At 43.1% G+C, this 18,598-nt stretch carries 19 protein-coding genes; all 19 read right to left on the bottom strand.

Going from position 1 to position 18,598, the window contains the following annotated elements:
* Positions 1-16 precede the first annotated feature (16 nt).
* On the bottom strand, positions 17-280 hold the full coding sequence (gene rpsQ, locus NSQ16_RS00770) for a 30S ribosomal protein S17 (protein ID WP_003225804.1): 264 nt from the start codon (positions 278-280) through the stop codon (positions 17-19).
* A 22-nt stretch (positions 281-302) separates the two neighbouring features.
* On the bottom strand, positions 303-503 hold the full coding sequence (gene rpmC, locus NSQ16_RS00765) for a 50S ribosomal protein L29 (protein ID WP_003156482.1): 201 nt from the start codon (positions 501-503) through the stop codon (positions 303-305).
* Positions 493-927 carry a 50S ribosomal protein L16 gene (gene rplP / locus NSQ16_RS00760; RefSeq protein WP_003225801.1) on the bottom strand — a complete coding sequence of 145 codons (435 nt, stop codon included), beginning with the start codon at positions 925-927 and terminating at the stop codon, positions 493-495. The genes rpmC and rplP overlap by 11 nt, the downstream gene beginning before the upstream one ends.
* A 1-nt stretch (position 928) precedes the next feature.
* The gene (gene rpsC / locus NSQ16_RS00755; protein ID WP_003242001.1) at positions 929-1,585 is read right to left on the bottom strand and encodes a 30S ribosomal protein S3; all 657 of its coding nucleotides are present in this window, start codon (positions 1,583-1,585) and stop codon (positions 929-931) included.
* A 3-nt stretch (positions 1,586-1,588) separates the two neighbouring features.
* Complete coding sequence (gene rplV / locus NSQ16_RS00750) at positions 1,589-1,930, bottom strand: 50S ribosomal protein L22 (protein ID WP_003156475.1); 342 nt, start codon at positions 1,928-1,930, stop codon at positions 1,589-1,591.
* 16 nt (positions 1,931-1,946) lie between these two features.
* A complete protein-coding gene (gene rpsS / locus NSQ16_RS00745; RefSeq protein WP_003156472.1) occupies positions 1,947-2,225 on the bottom strand; it encodes a 30S ribosomal protein S19 in 279 nt (92 codons plus the stop codon).
* A 57-nt stretch (positions 2,226-2,282) separates the two neighbouring features.
* Positions 2,283-3,116: a 50S ribosomal protein L2 gene (rplB, locus tag NSQ16_RS00740; protein WP_003225795.1), complete on the bottom strand. Its 834-nt coding sequence runs from the start codon at positions 3,114-3,116 to the stop codon at positions 2,283-2,285.
* A 31-nt stretch (positions 3,117-3,147) separates the two neighbouring features.
* A complete protein-coding gene (rplW, locus tag NSQ16_RS00735) occupies positions 3,148-3,435 on the bottom strand; it encodes a 50S ribosomal protein L23 (RefSeq protein WP_003156467.1) in 288 nt (95 codons plus the stop codon).
* The gene (gene rplD, locus NSQ16_RS00730; RefSeq protein WP_004399658.1) at positions 3,435-4,058 is read right to left on the bottom strand and encodes a 50S ribosomal protein L4; all 624 of its coding nucleotides are present in this window, start codon (positions 4,056-4,058) and stop codon (positions 3,435-3,437) included. Before rplD ends, rplW begins: the two co-directional genes overlap by 1 nt.
* Positions 4,059-4,085: 27 nt before the next feature.
* Entirely contained in the window at positions 4,086-4,715 is a 630-nt protein-coding gene (gene rplC, locus NSQ16_RS00725) for a 50S ribosomal protein L3 (RefSeq protein ID WP_004399671.1), read from the bottom strand.
* A 39-nt stretch (positions 4,716-4,754) separates the two neighbouring features.
* On the bottom strand, positions 4,755-5,063 hold the full coding sequence (gene rpsJ, locus NSQ16_RS00720; protein WP_003156464.1) for a 30S ribosomal protein S10: 309 nt from the start codon (positions 5,061-5,063) through the stop codon (positions 4,755-4,757).
* 236 nt (positions 5,064-5,299) lie between these two features.
* Positions 5,300-6,256 (bottom strand): alpha/beta hydrolase, encoded by a 957-nt coding sequence (locus tag NSQ16_RS00715; RefSeq protein WP_003235060.1) that lies wholly within the window; start codon positions 6,254-6,256, stop codon positions 5,300-5,302.
* A gap of 98 nt (positions 6,257-6,354) precedes the next feature.
* Positions 6,355-7,545, bottom strand: a complete 1,191-nt coding sequence (tuf, locus tag NSQ16_RS00710; protein WP_003235058.1) for an elongation factor Tu — start codon at positions 7,543-7,545, stop codon at positions 6,355-6,357.
* A gap of 119 nt (positions 7,546-7,664) precedes the next feature.
* Positions 7,665-9,743, bottom strand: coding sequence for an elongation factor G (gene fusA / locus NSQ16_RS00705; protein WP_003235056.1), 2,079 nt, complete (start codon positions 9,741-9,743; stop codon positions 7,665-7,667).
* A 53-nt stretch (positions 9,744-9,796) separates the two neighbouring features.
* The gene (gene rpsG / locus NSQ16_RS00700; RefSeq protein ID WP_003225784.1) at positions 9,797-10,267 is read right to left on the bottom strand and encodes a 30S ribosomal protein S7; all 471 of its coding nucleotides are present in this window, start codon (positions 10,265-10,267) and stop codon (positions 9,797-9,799) included.
* Positions 10,268-10,308: 41 nt separating this feature from the next.
* On the bottom strand, positions 10,309-10,725 hold the full coding sequence (gene rpsL, locus NSQ16_RS00695; protein ID WP_003225781.1) for a 30S ribosomal protein S12: 417 nt from the start codon (positions 10,723-10,725) through the stop codon (positions 10,309-10,311).
* A gap of 113 nt (positions 10,726-10,838) precedes the next feature.
* The gene (locus NSQ16_RS00690) at positions 10,839-11,087 is read right to left on the bottom strand and encodes a 50S ribosomal protein L7ae-like protein (protein ID WP_003225778.1); all 249 of its coding nucleotides are present in this window, start codon (positions 11,085-11,087) and stop codon (positions 10,839-10,841) included.
* Positions 11,088-11,263: 176 nt separating this feature from the next.
* Positions 11,264-14,863 carry a DNA-directed RNA polymerase subunit beta' gene (rpoC, locus tag NSQ16_RS00685; protein ID WP_004399688.1) on the bottom strand — a complete coding sequence of 1,200 codons (3,600 nt, stop codon included), beginning with the start codon at positions 14,861-14,863 and terminating at the stop codon, positions 11,264-11,266.
* A gap of 61 nt (positions 14,864-14,924) precedes the next feature.
* Complete coding sequence (gene rpoB, locus NSQ16_RS00680; protein WP_009966326.1) at positions 14,925-18,506, bottom strand: DNA-directed RNA polymerase subunit beta; 3,582 nt, start codon at positions 18,504-18,506, stop codon at positions 14,925-14,927.
* Positions 18,507-18,598 lie beyond the last annotated feature (92 nt).

Here is an 18,598-nt window from a genome sequence, read left to right as displayed (position 1 = left end):
AGAATTCCGAACTTTATTAGATAATAACAGCTTCTTCGACAACTTCAACTAGACGGAAACGCTTAGTTGCAGACAATGGACGAGTTTCCATGATCTTAACGATGTCACCGATTTTAGCTTGATTATTTTCATCATGTGCTTTGAATTTTTTTGAGTATTTTACGCGTTTACCGTAAAGTGTATGTTTTTTGTATGTCTCAACAACAACAGTAATGGTTTTATCCATTTTGTCAGAAACAACACGGCCTTGGTAAACTTTGCGTTGGTTACGTTCGCTCATGCTCACGACCTCCCCTCAGTGATTATTTATTAGCAGCAATTTCTCTTTCACGAATCACAGTTTTCATGCGCGCGATAGCTTTGCGCACTTCACGAATGCGAGCAGTATTTTCAAGTTGTCCTGTCGCTAATTGAAAGCGAAGATTGAAAAGTTCTTCTTTAAGAGACTTTACTTTTTGTTCAATTTCAGCAGTGGTAAGGTCACGAATTTCATTAGCTTTCATTTGATTCACCACCAATTTCTTCACGTTTTACGAACTTCGTTTTAATTGGCAATTTGTGAGATGCAAGGCGAAGCGCTTCACGAGCAACCTCTTCAGACACACCAGAAATTTCAAATAAAACTTTGCCCGGTTTTACAACAGCTACCCAACCTTCTGGAGCCCCTTTACCGGATCCCATACGTACCTCAAGTGGTTTAGCAGTGTAAGGTTTAGAAGGGAAAATTTTGATCCAAACTTTACCGCCACGTTTCATGTAACGAGTCATCGCAATACGTGCAGCTTCGATTTGACGGTTAGTAATCCAAGAAGCTTCTAGAGCTTGGATACCGAATTCTCCGAAATGTACTTCAGTACCGCCTTTCGCACGGCCGCGCATTTTTCCGCGATGCTCTCTGCGATATTTAACGCGTTTTGGTAATAACATATTATTTTCCTCCTTCCTCAGTTTTCTTCTTAGTAGGAAGAACCTCTCCACGATAGATCCAGACTTTTACACCAAGCTTACCGTAAGTAGTATCAGCTTCAGATGTTGCATAGTCAATGTCCGCACGTAATGTGTGCAATGGAACAGTTCCTTCACTGTAGTATTCAGAACGAGCGATATCTGCACCGCCAAGACGACCAGAAACCATTGTTTTCACACCTTGTGCTCCAGCACGCATAGTACGTTGGATTTGTTGTTTCTGCGCACGGCGGAAAGAAACACGGTTTTCTAATTGACGAGCGATGTTGTCAGCAACTAGCTGTGCATCAAGATCTGCTCTTTTGATTTCAAGAATGTTAATGTGTACACGCTTGCCAGTAAGGCTGTTAAGGGCTTTGCGAAGTGCTTCGACTTCAGAACCGCCTTTACCGATAACCATACCAGGCTTAGCTGTGTGGATCGTAATGTTAACGCGGTTTGCTGCACGCTCGATTTCTACTTTAGAAACAGAAGCGTCAGAAAGGCGTTTGCTAATGTATTCACGAATTTTTAAATCTTCGTGCAGGAAGTCAGCGTAATCTTTACCAGCGTACCACTTAGATTCCCAATCACGAATGACTCCGATACGAAGACCGACTGGATTTACCTTTTGACCCACTACTTATCCCTCCTTCTTTTCTGATACAACGATTGTAATGTGGCTCGTACGTTTGTTGATTTGGCTCGCACGTCCCATAGCACGTGGGCGGAATCTTTTTAACGTAGGGCCTTCGTCAACGAATGCTTGAGAAATAACCAGGTTGTTAGCGTCCATTTCATAGTTATGCTCAGCATTTGCAATAGCGGATTTTAATACTTTCTCGATAATTGGAGAAGCAGCTCTTGGCGTAAGGTTCAAGATTGATACTGCCTCACCTACTTGCTTGCCTCGAATCAGGTCCATTACTAGACGTGCTTTACGAGGAGCAATACGGACTGTTCTTGCAACAGCTTTAGCTTGCATTTAAAAGCCTCCTCTCTTAGCGTCTTGTTTTTTTGTCATCACTAGCATGACCTTTGTACGTACGAGTTGGAGCGAATTCACCCAACTTGTGCCCTACCATATCTTCAGAGATGAATACAGGCACGTGTTTACGTCCGTCATAGACTGCGATTGTGTGACCAATAAACTGTGGGAAAATAGTAGAACGACGAGACCAAGTTTTTACGACTTGTTTCTTGTCTGTTTCATTTAATTTCTCGATTTTAGTCATCAAGTGTCCATCGACAAATGGTCCTTTTTTTAAGCTGCGAGCCATTTTGGAACCTCCCTTCGTGATTGCACTACGGTCCGAAAAGAACCGTAGACAACCCCGTTATTTATTTTTACGACGACGTACGATAAATTTATCGGATTTGTTCTTTTTCTTACGAGTCTTGAATCCAAGAGTTGGTTTGCCCCATGGAGACATTGGTGATTTACGTCCGATTGGCGCACGTCCTTCACCACCACCGTGTGGGTGATCGTTAGGGTTCATTACAGAACCACGAACAGTAGGACGGATGCCTTTCCAGCGAGAACGTCCAGCTTTACCAATGTTGATAAGTTCGTGCTGTTCGTTGCCTACTTGACCGATAGAAGCACGGCAAGCAGAAAGGATCATGCGAACTTCACCAGAGTTAAGACGTACAAGAACGTATTTACCTTCTTTACCAAGAACCTGAGCAGATGTACCAGCTGAACGTACAAGCTGTCCGCCTTTACCAGGTTTTAATTCAATGTTATGCACAACTGTACCAACAGGGATGTTGATAAGTGGAAGTGCATTACCTACTTTAATGTCAGCTTCAGGACCTGACATGATTTCAGTACCTACTTGAATTCCTTTAGGAGCAAGAATGTAACGTTTTTCTCCGTCTGCATAGTTGATTAGAGCGATGTTAGCTGAACGGTTTGGATCGTATTCAACTGTAGCAACGCGTCCAGGTATACCATCTTTATCGCGTTTGAAGTCGATAACACGGTATTGGCGTTTATGTCCGCCACCTTGGTGACGTACAGTCAATTTACCTTGGTTGTTACGTCCGCCTTTTTTGTGAAGGGGAGCAAGCAAGGATTTTTCCGGCTTGTCAGTCGTGATTTCAGCAAAATCTGAAGTTGTCATGCCACGACGTCCATTAGAGGTCGGTTTATACTTTTTAATCGCCATTTTGAATTTCCCTCCTTCTTTTTACAGATAATTAAGCTTCAAAAATTTCGATTTCTTTGCTGTCTGCAGTAAGTTTTACGATCGCTTTTCTGCGACGGCTAGTCATACCAGTGTAGCGTCCGACACGTTTTGATTTGCCTTTGTAGTTCATGATGTTGACTTTGTCAACTTTCACTCCAAAGATGCTTTCAACCGCGTCTTTCACTTCTGTTTTGTTAGCTCTTACATCAACTTCAAAAGTATATTTTTTTTCAGTCATTAAATCGGCAGAACGTTCAGTAATGACGGGGCGCTTTAGAACATCACGAGGATCTTTCATTATGCAAGCACCTCCTCTACTTTTTCAACCGCTGCTTTTGTAATCAGAAGCTTCTCGTGGTTGACAACGTCTAAAACGTTGATTCCGTTAGCTTCAACAACAGTAACTCCAGGAATGTTACGAGCAGATAAAGCTACTGCTTCGTTTGCATCCGCAGTTACGATTAAAGCTTTTTTCTCAACAGATAATCCTTTAAGGATAGCTGCCATTTCTTTTGTTTTAGCCGTATCAAGAGTAAGATCTTCAAGAACGATGATGTTGTTGTCGATCACTTTAGAAGACAATACTGATTTGATTGCCAAGCGGCGAACTTTTTTAGGTAATTTATAAGAATAGCTGCGTGGTGTTGGGCCGAATACGACACCACCTCCGCGCCATTGCGGTGAACGGATTGAACCTTGACGGGCACGTCCAGTCCCTTTTTGACGCCATGGTTTACGACCTCCGCCGCGTACTTCAGAACGATTTTTTACTTTGTGAGTTCCTTGACGTAAGGAAGCTCTTTGCATAAGAATAGCGTCGAATACAACACTCTCATTTGGTTCGATACCAAATACAGAAGCGTTTAATTCGATGTCACCAGCAGTAGAACCGTTTTGGTTGTATAATGCTACTTTTGGCATAATCAATTTCCTCCTTTCCTAAGAGAATTATTTAGATTTAACAGCACTTTTAACAGTGATTAAAGATTTCTTCGCACCAGGTACGTTACCTTTGATCAAAAGAAGATTGCGTTCTGCATCAACTTTTACGATTTCAAGGTTTTGAACAGTGATTTGCTCTCCGCCCATACGTCCAGGTAATAATTTACCTTTGAATACACGGTTAGGATCTACAGGTCCCATTGAACCAGGACGACGGTGGTAGCGTGAACCGTGAGACATAGGTCCGCGAGATTGTCCGTGGCGCTTGATCGCACCTTGGAAACCTTTACCTTTAGATACTCCTGTTACATCTACGATTTCTCCAGCAGAGAAAATTTCAACCTTGACTTCCTGACCAACTTCATACGCATCCATTTCCACTCCGCGTAATTCTTTAACGAAGCGCTTAGGAGCAGTTTCCGCTTTTGCAACGTGCCCTTTTTCAGGTTTGTTAGAAAGCTTTTCACGCTTGTCGTCAAAACCAAGCTGGATTGCTTCGTAACCGTCGTTTTCAGCTGTTTTCTTTTGAAGAACAACGTTTGGAGCAGCCTCGATAACAGTTACCGGAATAAGATCACCATTCTCAGCGAATACTTGCGTCATACCAATTTTTCTTCCTAAGATTCCTTTGGTCATTCGTCACACCTCCTATTAAGATCATTCTATATTTTAGAATTAAAGTTTAATTTCGATATCGACACCAGATGGTAAGTCTAATCGCATAAGAGCATCAACAGTTTGTGGTGTTGGGTTCACAATGTCGATTAAACGTTTATGTGTACGCATTTCAAATTGCTCACGAGAATCTTTGTATTTGTGCACCGCACGAAGGATTGTGTAAACTGATTTTTCAGTTGGCAACGGGATTGGACCAGATACGCTGGCACCAGAACGTTTTGCCGTTTCAACAATCTTCTCTGCAGATTGATCAAGGATTCTATGATCATATGCTTTCAAACGAATACGAATTTTTTGTTTTGCCATTATTTTCCCTCCTTTTCGCCTACATCACGTTAGACAGTTCTCCGTGAGAAAAACCTGAACACCTTGCCATGGCAAAGCGGCCGGGTGTGTCAGCAACCTCTCACTTCATCGCAGTCAAAGACCAACATACACCATTATACAGAAAATAGGCGCATGTTGCAAGACTTATTTAAAATATGCATGATTTGCACACTTTTTTTATTATACAGGGGTTTTTCTTATTTATCAAGGATCTATCATAAATGGTGTCGTGCATGCCGACTTAATGTGTTCGCGAATAATGATGGCTCCTCAATATGCGGAGTGTGAGCTGAATTCTCAAATTGAAACCAGCGCTTTTCAGGTGCCTCAAGTTCTTGATAATACTGTTTCGATATTTCTGCAGGAACAATTAAGTCATGTTTCCCTGAAATGAAAACACACGGTACTTTAATAGAAGGAACTGATGTAAAAGCATTAAACCGGTACAACTCATCAGTTAAATGTTTTTTACTGAAGCGCAATCCATTAAGGAAGCTGTGCATGTTCCGCACTCCATACTCATTGCCAGTAAGCATTTGAAATAATACAGCTAGAGATTGACGATGACGGTGAGTGAATCCTCCCCTGGTTAGCTCAACACAAAACCGATAGATAAGGTGCTGGATATCCTGCTTCCAAGGCGGAGCACCAATGAAACGTGTAAGGAAAGATAATATGCTGGCTTTTTTTGATTCGGAAATTTCACGAATATGTTGATAAGCAGTTGATTCTTCATCTTGCGGGTTAACAACCTGGCTGATTCCATAATACGTGTAAAATAAATCAGGACGCTGCTGCAGCACATGAAGCGCCAGTATTGATCCCCAAGAATGACCGGCTAGGTAAAGTTTTGATTTTGAAAAATGAGCTAAAAGCCATTGAGTGACTTGGATTGTATCTTTAATGAAGTGATTTATTGTCATAGAGTGATGCGAAATTCGCTTAGAATAAGAAAGCCCCGATCCTCTCTGATCCCAATGAACTACTGTAAAATACTGTTCCAGCTCTTTTTGATAATGTCTAACATATCCGATTTGCGGCGTTCCCGGCCCGCCATGTAAAAAAAGCAGCAATGGATTTTTCACGTCAACTCCATTAATCATCAGCATTTGCTTTGTATTTCCAATGCTTAGTTCTTTCATGATTGCGATTGATTTCTTTTCAGGAATCATAAATATTAACCCCTCGAATATGATAGATCCTATTATACAAGAAAAAGATAAGCAAACAAAAAACGAGACCCACAGGGGTCTCGTTTAAAATCATACTATTACTCAGTGATTGTAGAAACAACGCCTGAACCAACAGTACGTCCGCCTTCACGAATAGAGAAACGAGTTCCTTCTTCGATAGCGATTGTAGAAATAAGTTCAACGTTCATTTCAGTGTTATCTCCAGGCATAACCATTTCTACGCCTTCTGGAAGATGGATGATACCAGTTACGTCAGTTGTACGGAAGTAGAACTGAGGACGGTAGTTAGAGAAGAATGGAGTATGACGTCCACCCTCTTCTTTAGAAAGAACGTAAACTTCAGCTTTGAATTTGCTGTGTGGAGTGATTGTACCTGGTTTAGCAAGTACTTGACCACGTTGGATTTCTTCACGAGATACACCGCGAAGAAGGGCACCAATGTTGTCACCAGCTTCAGCGTAATCAAGAAGCTTACGGAACATTTCAACACCTGTAACAGTTGTTTTCTTGTTCTCTTCTTGAAGACCGATGATTTCAACTTCGTCACCGACTTTAACTTGTCCGCGTTCTACACGGCCAGTAGCAACTGTACCACGACCAGTGATTGAGAATACGTCCTCAACTGGCATCATGAATGGTTTTTCAGTGTCGCGTTCTGGAGTTGGGATGTACTCATCAACCGCATCCATAAGTTCGAAGATTTTAGCTTCCCACTCAGCGTCTCCTTCAAGAGCTTTAAGAGCAGAACCTTTAACAACTGGTACATCATCACCAGGGAAGTCGTATTCGCTAAGAAGATCGCGAACTTCCATTTCAACTAGTTCAAGAAGCTCTTCGTCGTCTACCATGTCGCATTTGTTTAAGAATACAACGATGTATGGTACACCAACGTTTTTAGAAAGAAGGATGTGCTCACGAGTTTGTGGCATTGGGCCATCAGCAGCAGATACTACAAGGATAGCTCCGTCCATTTGCGCAGCACCAGTGATCATGTTTTTAACATAGTCAGCGTGTCCTGGGCAGTCAACGTGTGCATAGTGACGAGTTTCAGTTTCGTACTCAACGTGTGCAGTAGAGATTGTGATACCGCGCTCACGTTCTTCTGGAGCACCATCAATTTGATCGTACGCCATAGCTGTACCTTTACCAGATTTCTTATGAAGTACTGTTGTGATAGCAGCAGTTAAAGTTGTTTTACCATGGTCAACGTGTCCAATTGTACCAATATTGGCATGTGATTTGGAACGGTCGAATTTTTCTTTAGCCATTCTAAAATCCTCCTTAAGAGCTTTTAATTAGTAATGTATAGAGTGATAGGAAGTGAAAGAAAGCTTTCACTTCCTCATCTTACAATAGTAGTTATACTTGAGTTAAGCGGCAAAATCAATTATTCGCCTTTATTTTTTTTGATAATTTCTTCTGCGACGCTCTTCGGCACTTCTTCGTAGTGATCCATGTGCATAGTGAACGTACCGCGACCTTGCGTATTAGAACGAAGTGCAGTAGCGTAACCGAACATTTCAGCAAGAGGAACCATAGCACGAACAACTTGAGCGTTACCGCGTGCTTCCATACCTTCTACGCGTCCGCGACGTGAAGTGATATCACCCATGATATCTCCCATATATTCTTCTGGAATAACCACTTCCACTTTCATGATTGGTTCAAGAAGAACTGGGTTACATTTGCTGACTGCATTTTTCAATGCCATAGAAGCAGCGACTTTAAATGCCATTTCGTTTGAGTCAACATCATGGTAAGAACCGTCGAAAAGTTTAGCTTTAATGTCGATAAGCGGGAAGCCTGCTAGTACACCATTTTCGAGTGCATCTTCTAGACCTGCTTGAACAGCTGGGATGTATTCACGAGGAACGACCCCACCGACAATCGCATTTTCAAATTCAAAGCCAGCGCCTTCTTCGTTTGGTTCGAATTCGATCCAAACGTGTCCGAACTGACCGCGTCCACCAGACTGACGTACGAATTTACCTTCAACTTTTGCACCGGTACGGAATGTTTCACGGTACGCAACTTGAGGAGCACCAACATTGGCTTCTACTTTAAATTCGCGTTTCATACGGTCAACAATGATATCAAGGTGAAGTTCACCCATACCAGAGATGATCGTTTGGCCAGTTTCTGGGTTTGTTTGAGTACGGAATGTAGGATCTTCTTCAGCAAGTTTCGCTAAAGCGATACCCATTTTATCTTGGTCAGCTTTTGATTTAGGCTCAATAGCAACGTCGATAACTGGTTCTGGGAATTCCATTGACTCAAGGATAACAAGATCCTTCTCATCACATAGAGTATCTCCAGTAGTTGTATCTTTTAGACCTACAGCAGCTGCGATATCCCCTGCGTATACAGTAGAGATTTCTTCACGGCTGTTAGCGTGCATTTGAAGAATACGTCCAACACGCTCACGTTTGCCTTTAGTAGAGTTTTTCACGTATGAACCAGAATCAAGTGTTCCAGAGTACACACGGAAGAACGTCAACTTACCAACGTAAGGGTCAGTCATAACTTTAAATGCTAATGCAGAGAATGGCTCTTCGTCAGAAGAATGACGCTCAATCTCTTCATTTGTATCAGGACGTGTACCTTTGATTGCAGCAACGTCAGTTGGTGCAGGAAGGTAGTCAAGAACAGCATCAAGTACTAGTTGAACACCTTTGTTTTTGAAGGCAGAACCAACAAGAACAGGGTAGAATTCAACATTTAATGTACCTTTACGAATTCCTGCTTTTAACTCGTCAATTGTGATTTCTTCACCCTCAAGGTACTTATCCATAAGCTCTTCATCAAGCTCACATACAGCTTCAATAAGGCTGTTGCGAAGCTCTTCAGCTTGCTCTTTGTACTCTTCAGGGATTTCTTTTGCATCAGAACGAGTTCCGAGGTCATCTTCGTAGAAATACGCAACGTTTTCTACAAGGTCAATGATACCTTCGAAGTTATCTTCAGCACCGATCGGCAATTGAATTGCATGAGCGTTTGCTTGAAGACGGTCTCTTAAAGTTCCTACAGAGTAAAGGAAGTCTGCACCGATTTTGTCCATTTTGTTAACAAAAACGATACGCGGTACTCCATAAGTTGTTGCCTGACGCCAAACAGTTTCTGTTTGAGGCTCAACGCCTGATTGCGCGTCAAGTACAGCAACAGCACCATCAAGTACACGAAGAGAACGTTCAACTTCAACTGTGAAGTCTACGTGTCCTGGAGTATCGATGATGTTTACGCGGTATCCTTTCCACTGTGCAGTTGTCGCAGCGGAAGTGATTGTGATACCACGTTCTTGTTCCTGCTCCATCCAGTCCATTTGTGAAGCTCCTTCATGAGTTTCACCAATTTTGTGGATACGACCAGTATAGAACAAGATACGTTCTGTAGTAGTCGTTTTACCGGCATCGATGTGAGCCATGATACCGATATTACGAGTTTTTTCTAAGGAGAACTCTCTTGCCATTGGGTAATTTCTCCTTCCTTATTAGGAAATTGTGTTTTGTTAATCTATAAATCCTACCAGCGATAGTGAGCAAATGCTTTGTTTGCTTCAGCCATCTTATGAGTGTCTTCACGTTTCTTAACAGCAGCACCAGTGTTGTTAGCTGCGTCAAGGATTTCGTTAGCTAAACGCTCTTCCATCGTTTTTTCTCCGCGAAGACGAGCGTAGTTAACTAACCAGCGAAGTCCAAGAGTCGTACGACGTTCAGGACGAACTTCTACAGGAACTTGGTAGTTCGCACCACCTACACGGCGTGCTTTTACTTCAAGTACAGGCATGATGTTTTTCAATGCTTGTTCGAAAACCTCCATTGCATCATTGCCAGTACGTTCTTTAATGATATCGAATGACTTGTATAGGATCGTTTGAGACTTACCTTTTTTACCATCGATCATCATTTTGTTGATTAAACGAGATACAAGCTTAGAGTTGTAAATCGGATCAGGTAAAACATCTCTTTTTGCTACAGGACCTTTACGTGGCATCTGAATATCCTCCCTTCATCAATTATGCGTATTTTCGTATATTATTTTGCTTTAGGTTTTTTCGTACCGTATTTAGAACGGCCTTGTGCACGGTTTTCAACTCCAGCAGTATCAAGCGCACCACGAACGATGTGGTAACGTACCCCTGGTAAGTCTTTTACACGTCCGCCGCGGATAAGTACAACACTGTGCTCTTGCAGGTTGTGACCGATACCAGGAATGTAAGCAGTAACCTCGATTCCGTTAGTCAAACGAACACGAGCATATTTACGAAGTGCTGAGTTCGGTTTTTTCGGTGTCATTGTACCAACACGAGTACATACCCCGCGTTTTTGTGGAGAAGATACGTTAGTGTGCTCTTTTTTAAAGCTGTTGTATCCTTTGTTAAGTGCAGGAGACTTTGAGTTTTCTACTTTACTCACGCGTCCTTTGCGAATTAGCTGATTAATTGTAGGCATGAATTTTTCCTCCCTTCATTACGTTTTATAACCCACATACCCAGGTGGTTCATCAAAAGGCAAAAAACAATGTCTTTACACAAGATGGAATCTTACGCAAAAACAAAAGTACGTTATAAAATAATGGCAACAGCGGCTGCTCCTACCTCAATTCCGCAGGCTTTGCCGAGCTTTTTCATGGATTCAACCATTGAGACAGAGATACCTTGATCTTCAGCAAGTGAAACAACACTTGACGTGAGTATCGGATCTGCGTCTTTTGCAACGACTACTTCCTTTACTGAACCTCGCTTTAGAGCTTTCACTGTTTGCTTCGTACCAATAATAATTGATTTGGCCTGTGATACTTTATCATAAGACATAAACATATCCTCCAAAGTAACAGGTTTATTTCGAGCACCTTGGTTATATTATCATTCTAGGAGACGAATGTCAACAAGGTATGACATTTTTTAGATTCGTTCTTCTCATAGAGTGACTTTTTCATAAATATCTGCTGAAAGACTGTTTTTGCAGTCTTTCAGCAGAGTTAAATCAGTTATTCAACCGGAACCATATCGTCAGTCGGCTGAACATTTGATACTGGTTTTACTTTACGGTATTTCATCATTCCTGTACCAGCTGGAACAAGCTTACCGATGATAACATTCTCTTTCAAGCCGAGAAGCTCGTCACGCTTACCTTTGATCGCTGCATCTGTAAGGACACGTGTTGTTTCCTGGAAGGAAGCAGCAGATAAGAATGAATCAGTTTCAAGAGATGCTTTTGTAATACCGAGTAAGACAGGACGGCCTGTAGCAGGTCGATTGCCTTCAAGCAATACCTTTTTGTTCGCTTCAGTAAATTGGTGAATATCAAGCAATGTACCTGGAAGCACATCAGTGTCACCGGCATCAATCACGCGTACTTTGCGAAGCATCTGGCGAACCATTACTTCTACGTGTTTATCACCGATTTCAACACCCTGCATACGGTAAACCTTTTGAACCTCATGGAGAAGATACTCTTGAACAGTCGTCAGGTCAGTCACTTTAAGAAGTTCTTTCGGATCGATTGAACCTTCTGTCAGTACTTGGCCTCGAGTAATTTTATCTCCTTCCGCTACTTTCAAGCGGGAGTTGTAAGGTGCCGTATAAGAACGTGTTTCCACTGCGCCTTGAACCACAATTTCCTGTTGCTTGTCACGAACTTCATTGATCTCAACGACTGTACCGTCGATTTCTGTAATTGTTGCCTGACCTTTCGGATTACGCGCTTCGAAAAGCTCTTGGATACGCGGAAGACCCTGTGTGATATCGTCTCCGGCAACCCCGCCTGTATGGAATGTACGCATTGTTAACTGTGTACCAGGCTCACCGATTGATTGGGCAGCAATGATTCCGACAGCTTCACCGACTTCAACATCGGAGCCAGTTGCAAGATTTCGGCCATAGCATCGTTTACATACACCATGAGGCGTATTACATGTGAAGGCAGAACGGATCCACACTTCTTCAATGCCGGCTTCGACAATCTCCAGTGCTTTATCTTCATCGATCAGTTCGTTTTCATTCACAAGCACTTCACCTGTTTCAGGGTGCTTCACTTGTTTTCTTGCAAAACGTCCGATTAAGCGTTCTTCTAAGCGCTCAATTGTTTCAGTTCCTTCTTTAAGTGGCTTAGCAAGAATGCCTCGGTCAGTTCCGCAATCAGTTTCACGAATGATAACATCCTGCGCAACGTCAACGAGACGGCGTGTAAGGTAACCTGAGTCAGCAGTTTTAAGAGCGGTATCGGCAAGACCTTTACGCGCACCGTGTGTGGAGATAAAGTACTCCAATACTGTCAGACCTTCACGGAAACTTGATTTGATCGGCAACTCAATGATACGTCCAGCCGGGTTGGCCATCAGGCCGCGCATTCCGGCAAGCTGCGTAAAGTTAGACGCGTTACCACGGGCACCAGAGTCACTCATCATGTAGATCGGGTTGAGTTCATCAAGTGATTTCATCAGTTTGCCTTGGATAACGTCTTTTGCAGCACTCCAGATAGAGATGACTCTCTCATAGCGTTCTTCTTCAGTGATAAGACCGCGGCGGAACTGCTTCATAACGTTGTCAACTTTGCTTTGCGCTTCTTCAAGAATTTCTTGTTTATCATCGAGTACGACGATGTCAGAAACCCCAACTGTAATACCAGCTTTAGTTGAATATTTGAAACCTAGGTTTTTCATGCGGTCAAGCATTTTAGACGTTTCCGTAATATGGAATCGTTTAAAGATTTCCGCGATGATTTTACCCAGAATGCCTTTTTTAAACGGCGCATTGATTGGCTGCTGTGCGATAACAGCTTTAACATCAGCACCTTTTTCTAAAAAGAAACGGTCAGGTGTTTTCTCTTCAATGTTGCTCTTCGTTGGTTCATTCATGTAAGGGAATGATTCCGGAAGAATTTCATTGAAGACAAGCTTACCGACAGTTGTAATTAACAATTTTGAGCGCTGTTCTTCGGTAAATGTCACATTCTTAAGTGAGTTAGCTGCAACAGCTACTCTCGTATGAAGGTGAACATATCCGTTTTGATAAGCAAGCAGCGCTTCGTCTGTATTCTTGAAGACCATGCCTTCACCGACAGCACCGGCACGCTCAAGTGTCAGGTAATAGTTACCCAGTACCATATCCTGAGACGGTGTTACAACCGGTTTACCATCTTTAGGGTTCAAGATGTTTTGAGCAGCAAGCATCAAGATGCGTGCTTCAGCTTGTGCTTCAGCAGATAATGGTACGTGAACCGCCATTTGGTCACCGTCAAAGTCAGCGTTGTAAGCTGTACATACGAGCGGGTGAAGACGGATTGCGCGTCCTTCAACAAGCGTTGGTTCAAACGCCTGGATACCTAATCTGTGAAGAGTAGGGGCACGGTTCAGCAGTACCGGGTGCTCCTTAATAACTGATTCTAGTACATCCCAAACTTCAGGCTGTACGCGCTCAATTTTGCGTTTCGCACTCTTAATGTTGTGAGCAAGACCTTTTTCAACAAGTTCTTTCATAACGAAAGGTTTGAAAAGTTCAAGTGCCATTTCCTTCGGTAATCCGCATTGGTACATTTTCAAATGAGGACCAACAACGATTACAGAACGTCCGGAGTAATCGACACGTTTACCAAGAAGGTTTTGACGGAAACGGCCTTGCTTCCCTTTCAGCATGTGAGAAAGAGATTTTAACGGTCTGTTTCCAGGACCTGTTACAGGGCGTCCGCGGCGGCCGTTGTCAATTAGGGCATCGACAGCCTCTTGAAGCATACGCTTTTCGTTTTGAACGATGATGCTAGGCGCACCAAGGTCCAAAAGGCGTTTCAAACGATTGTTACGGTTGATGACACGACGATAAAGGTCATTCAAATCAGAAGTCGCAAAACGTCCGCCATCTAGCTGAACCATCGGTCTAAGCTCCGGAGGAATAACAGGAAGCACATCAAGGATCATCCAAGAAGGCTTGTTTCCTGAGTTACGGAAGGCTTCTAAAACTTCAAGACGTTTGATCGCACGAGTACGGCGTTGTCCTTGTGAAGTTTTCAGCTCTTCTTTTAACATATCAACTTCTTTGACAAGATCGATATCTTGAAGAAGTTTATGAATTGCTTCAGCACCCATAGATGCTTGAAATTTATTACCGTATTTATCAAGATAAGCACGATATTCTTTCTCAGACAGAAGCTGTTTCTTTTCAAGCGGTGTATTCGCCGGATCAGTTACAACGTAAGAAGCAAAGTAAATGACTTCTTCTAAAGCACGAGGTGACATATCCAGCACAAGACCCATACGGCTTGGAATACCTTTGAAATACCAAATGTGGGAAACTGGGGCAGCCAGTTCAATGTGCCCCATTCTCTCACGACGGACTTTAGCCCGTGTTACTTCGACTCCGCAGCGGTCACAAACTACGCCTTTATAACGAACTCGCTTGTACTTCCCGCAATGACATTCCCAGTCCTTAGTCGGTCCGAAAATGCGTTCGCAGAATAGACCGTCCTTTTCAGGTTTTAACGTACGATAGTTTATCGTTTCAGGCTTTTTCACTTCACCAAAAGACCATGAACGGATTTTATCTGGTGAAGCAAGACCGATGTTCATATACTCAAAATTGTTCACATCTAGCAAGGGGCCTACCTCCCTTTTTATCTTCGGATTAACCGATGTCACTTGCCTTTATAACTAGAGATTATTCTTTTGTTACTACATCGCGTTCAACGTCTGCAGATGCTGTTTCTTCCGGCTCTTCATCACCTGATAATGCCAGGCCGTCAGCTTGTTTCGCATCTTCTTCGTCTTCTAAATCTCTCATTTCTATTTCTTCTTCATCACCAGAAAGGATTTTGACATCCATACCTAAGCTTTGAAGTTCTTTGATTAATACTTTGAATGATTCCGGAACACCTGGTTCAGGAACATTGTCGCCTTTAACGATGGCTTCGTATGTTTTCACACGTCCAACCACGTCATCAGACTTAACAGTCAGAATTTCTTGAAGAGTATAAGCCGCACCGTAAGCTTCAAGTGCCCAAACCTCCATCTCACCAAAACGCTGTCCGCCAAATTGCGCTTTACCGCCAAGAGGCTGCTGCGTAACAAGTGAGTAAGGACCTGTAGAGCGTGCATGAAGTTTATCGTCAACCATGTGAGCCAGTTTGATCATGTACATGATACCGACAGATACACGGTTATCAAACGGCTCTCCAGTACGTCCGTCGTAAAGCACTGTTTTGGCGTCACGAGACATGCCGGCTTCTTCAAGTGTTTCCCAGACATCCTCTTCTCGCGCTCCGTCAAATACAGGAGATGCAATGTGAATGCCAAGGTAACGAGCGGCCATACCCATGTGAAGTTCCAATACCTGCCCGATGTTCATACGTGATGGTACGCCCAGCGGGTTAAGCATGATATCAATTGGTGTGCCGTCAGGAAGGTAAGGCATATCCTCTTCAGGAAGAATCTTAGAGATAACACCTTTGTTACCGTGACGACCGGCCATTTTATCCCCTTCAGAAATCTTACGTTTCTGAACGATATATACGCGTACTAACTGGTTAACACCTGGAGGAAGTTCGTCTCCGTCTTCACGGTTGAAGACTTTAACGTCATGGATAATTCCGCCGCCGCCGTGAGGCACACGAAGAGAAGTATCACGAACCTCGCGGGCTTTCTCGCCAAAAATGGCGTGAAGAAGGCGTTCTTCTGCAGTCAGTTCAGTTACGCCTTTAGGCGTTACTTTACCAACAAGAAGATCTCCGTCTTTTACTTCTGCCCCAATACGGATGATTCCACGGTCATCAAGATTGCGAAGCGCATCTTCACCGACATTTGGAATATCGCGAGTGATTTCTTCAGGTCCAAGTTTCGTATCACGTGCTTCTGATTCGTATTCTTCAATGTGGATAGATGTATAAACATCATCCTTCACTAGGCGTTCACTCATGATGATGGCATCCTCATAGTTGTAGCCATCCCATGTCATGAAGCCGACCATTACGTTACGGCCAAGTGCAAGTTCACCAAGCTCCATAGAAGGACCGTCAGCAAGGATTTCTCCTTTTACCACTTCATCGCCGACACTTACGATCGGACGCTGGTTGTAGCACGTACCTTGGTTAGAGCGGACAAATTTCAGCAGGCTGTATTTATCCAGGTTTCCTTTTACTTTTTGACCGTCTACTTCTTCATAACGGCGAACCCAAACGTTTTTCGCTTCTACGCGTTCAACGATACCAGGGTGTTTACAAATAACAGCGGCACCAGAGTCTTTTCCTGATACGTATTCCATACCAGTTCCAACAAATGGCGCTTCCGGCTGCATTAAAGGCACAGCCTGACGCTGCATGTTCGCTCCCATGAGGGCACGGTTGGAGTCATCGTTTTCTAAGAACGGGATACATGCTGTCGCAGCAGATACAACCTGCTTAGGCGATACATCCATGTAGTCTACACGATTTCTGGAAACAACAGTGTTCTCCCCGCGGAAACGAGCTACGATGCTGTCATCAATAAAGGCGCCTTCGTCATCAAGACGAGCATTCGCTTGAGCGACAACATAGTTATCCTCTTCATCAGCAGTTAAGTAATCGATTCTGCCCGTTACCTTCCCTGTTTCAGGATCAACGCGGCGATATGGCGTTTCAATAAAGCCAAAACGGTTTACTTTTGCATAAGATGATAGTGAGTTGATCAAACCGATGTTCGGGCCCTCAGGCGTTTCAATCGGACACATACGGCCATAGTGGGAGTAGTGAACGTCACGCACTTCCATTCCGGCACGCTCACGTGTCAATCCGCCCGGTCCTAATGCTGACAGACGACGCTTGTGCGTTAATTCAGCAAGCGGGTTCGTCTGATCCATGAATTGAGAAAGCTGTGAGCTTCCAAAGAACTCTTTAATGGACGCAATAACAGGACGAATATTGATCAGCTGCTGAGGCGTAATTGTATTCGTATCTTGAATTGACATTCTCTCACGAACCACACGCTCCATACGGCTTAAACCGATACGGAATTGGTTCTGGAGAAGCTCGCCTACAGAACGTAAACGGCGGTTTCCAAGATGATCGATATCATCTGTGTCGCCTACTCCGTGCAGCAGGTTGAAGAAGTAGCTGATTGAAGAAATAATATCAGCAGGCGTGATGTTTTTAATCTCTTCTTCGATGTAAGCATTGCCGATTACATTAATAACCTGTTCTCCTTCTTGATCAGTCGGAGCAAAGATTTTAATTGATTGAAGAGTCACTTCATCTTCAACAACGCCGCCATTCGGATACAGCTTTCTAAAACCGATTCCGTTTTCTAAGTATGGCAGTACTTTATCAAGTGTTCTTCTATCAAGAATCTGGCCTTTTTCAGCAAGGATTTCTCCTGTTTCAGGATCAACAAGCGTTTCAGCAAGTCTCTGATTGAAGAGGCGATTCTTAATATGAAGTTTTTTATTAATTTTATAGCGTCCTACATTGGCAAGATCGTATCGTTTCGGATCAAAGAAACGAGAATCAAGCAAGCTTTTCGCATTTTCTACTGTAGGCGGCTCTCCAGGACGGAGACGCTCGTAAATTTCCAGCAACGCTTTGTCGCTGTTTTCTGTGTTATCTTTATCAAGCGTATTTCGCAGGTATTCGTTTTCTCCTATGAGATCAAGAATCTCTTGATCGGAGCCGAAGCCGAGAGCACGCAAAAGAACCGTAACCGGCAACTTACGTGTGCGATCAATGCGGACATAAACAACATCTTTCGCATCAGTTTCGTATTCTAACCATGCGCCACGGTTTGGAATGACAGTTGCGGTAAAACCTTTTTTACCGTTTTTGTCTACTTTACCACTGAAATATACACTTGGAGACCGAACAAGCTGGGAAACGATAACGCGTTCCGCACCGTTAATGATAAAAGTACCTGTATCTGTCATAATAGGGAAATCACCCATGAAGACATCTTGGTCTTTTACCTCTCCAGTTTCTTTGTTAATTAAACGAACCTTCACTCTTAGCGGAGCTGAGTAAGTCACATCACGTTCTTTTGATTCCTCTACAGGATATTTAGGCTCACCTAAACTATAATCAATGAACTCAAGAGAGAGGTTACCAGTGAAATCCTCAATTGGTGATATGTCTTGAAACATCTCTCTAAGACCCTCATCAAGAAACCACTGATAAGAAGAGGTTTGAATTTCAATGAGATTTGGTAATTCTAACACTTCGCTAATGCGAGCATAGCTTCTGCGCTGGCGGTGTCGTCCATACTGAACTAGTTGACCTGTCAACTGATTCACCCCTCAAATCATGCGTATTATATGTGTAATAAGCATTTCTTCCAAAGAAAGAAAATACTTTTACAAGACAAAAGAAAAAAGGG

The sequence above is a fragment of the Bacillus sp. PS108 genome, assembly GCF_037963335.1.
In the GTDB taxonomy this organism is placed as follows: Bacteria; Bacillota; Bacilli; order Bacillales; family Bacillaceae; genus Bacillus; species Bacillus subtilis.
The sequence above is the reverse complement of the archived record's forward strand: the minus strand, read 5'-3'. Positions and strand labels throughout refer to the sequence as shown.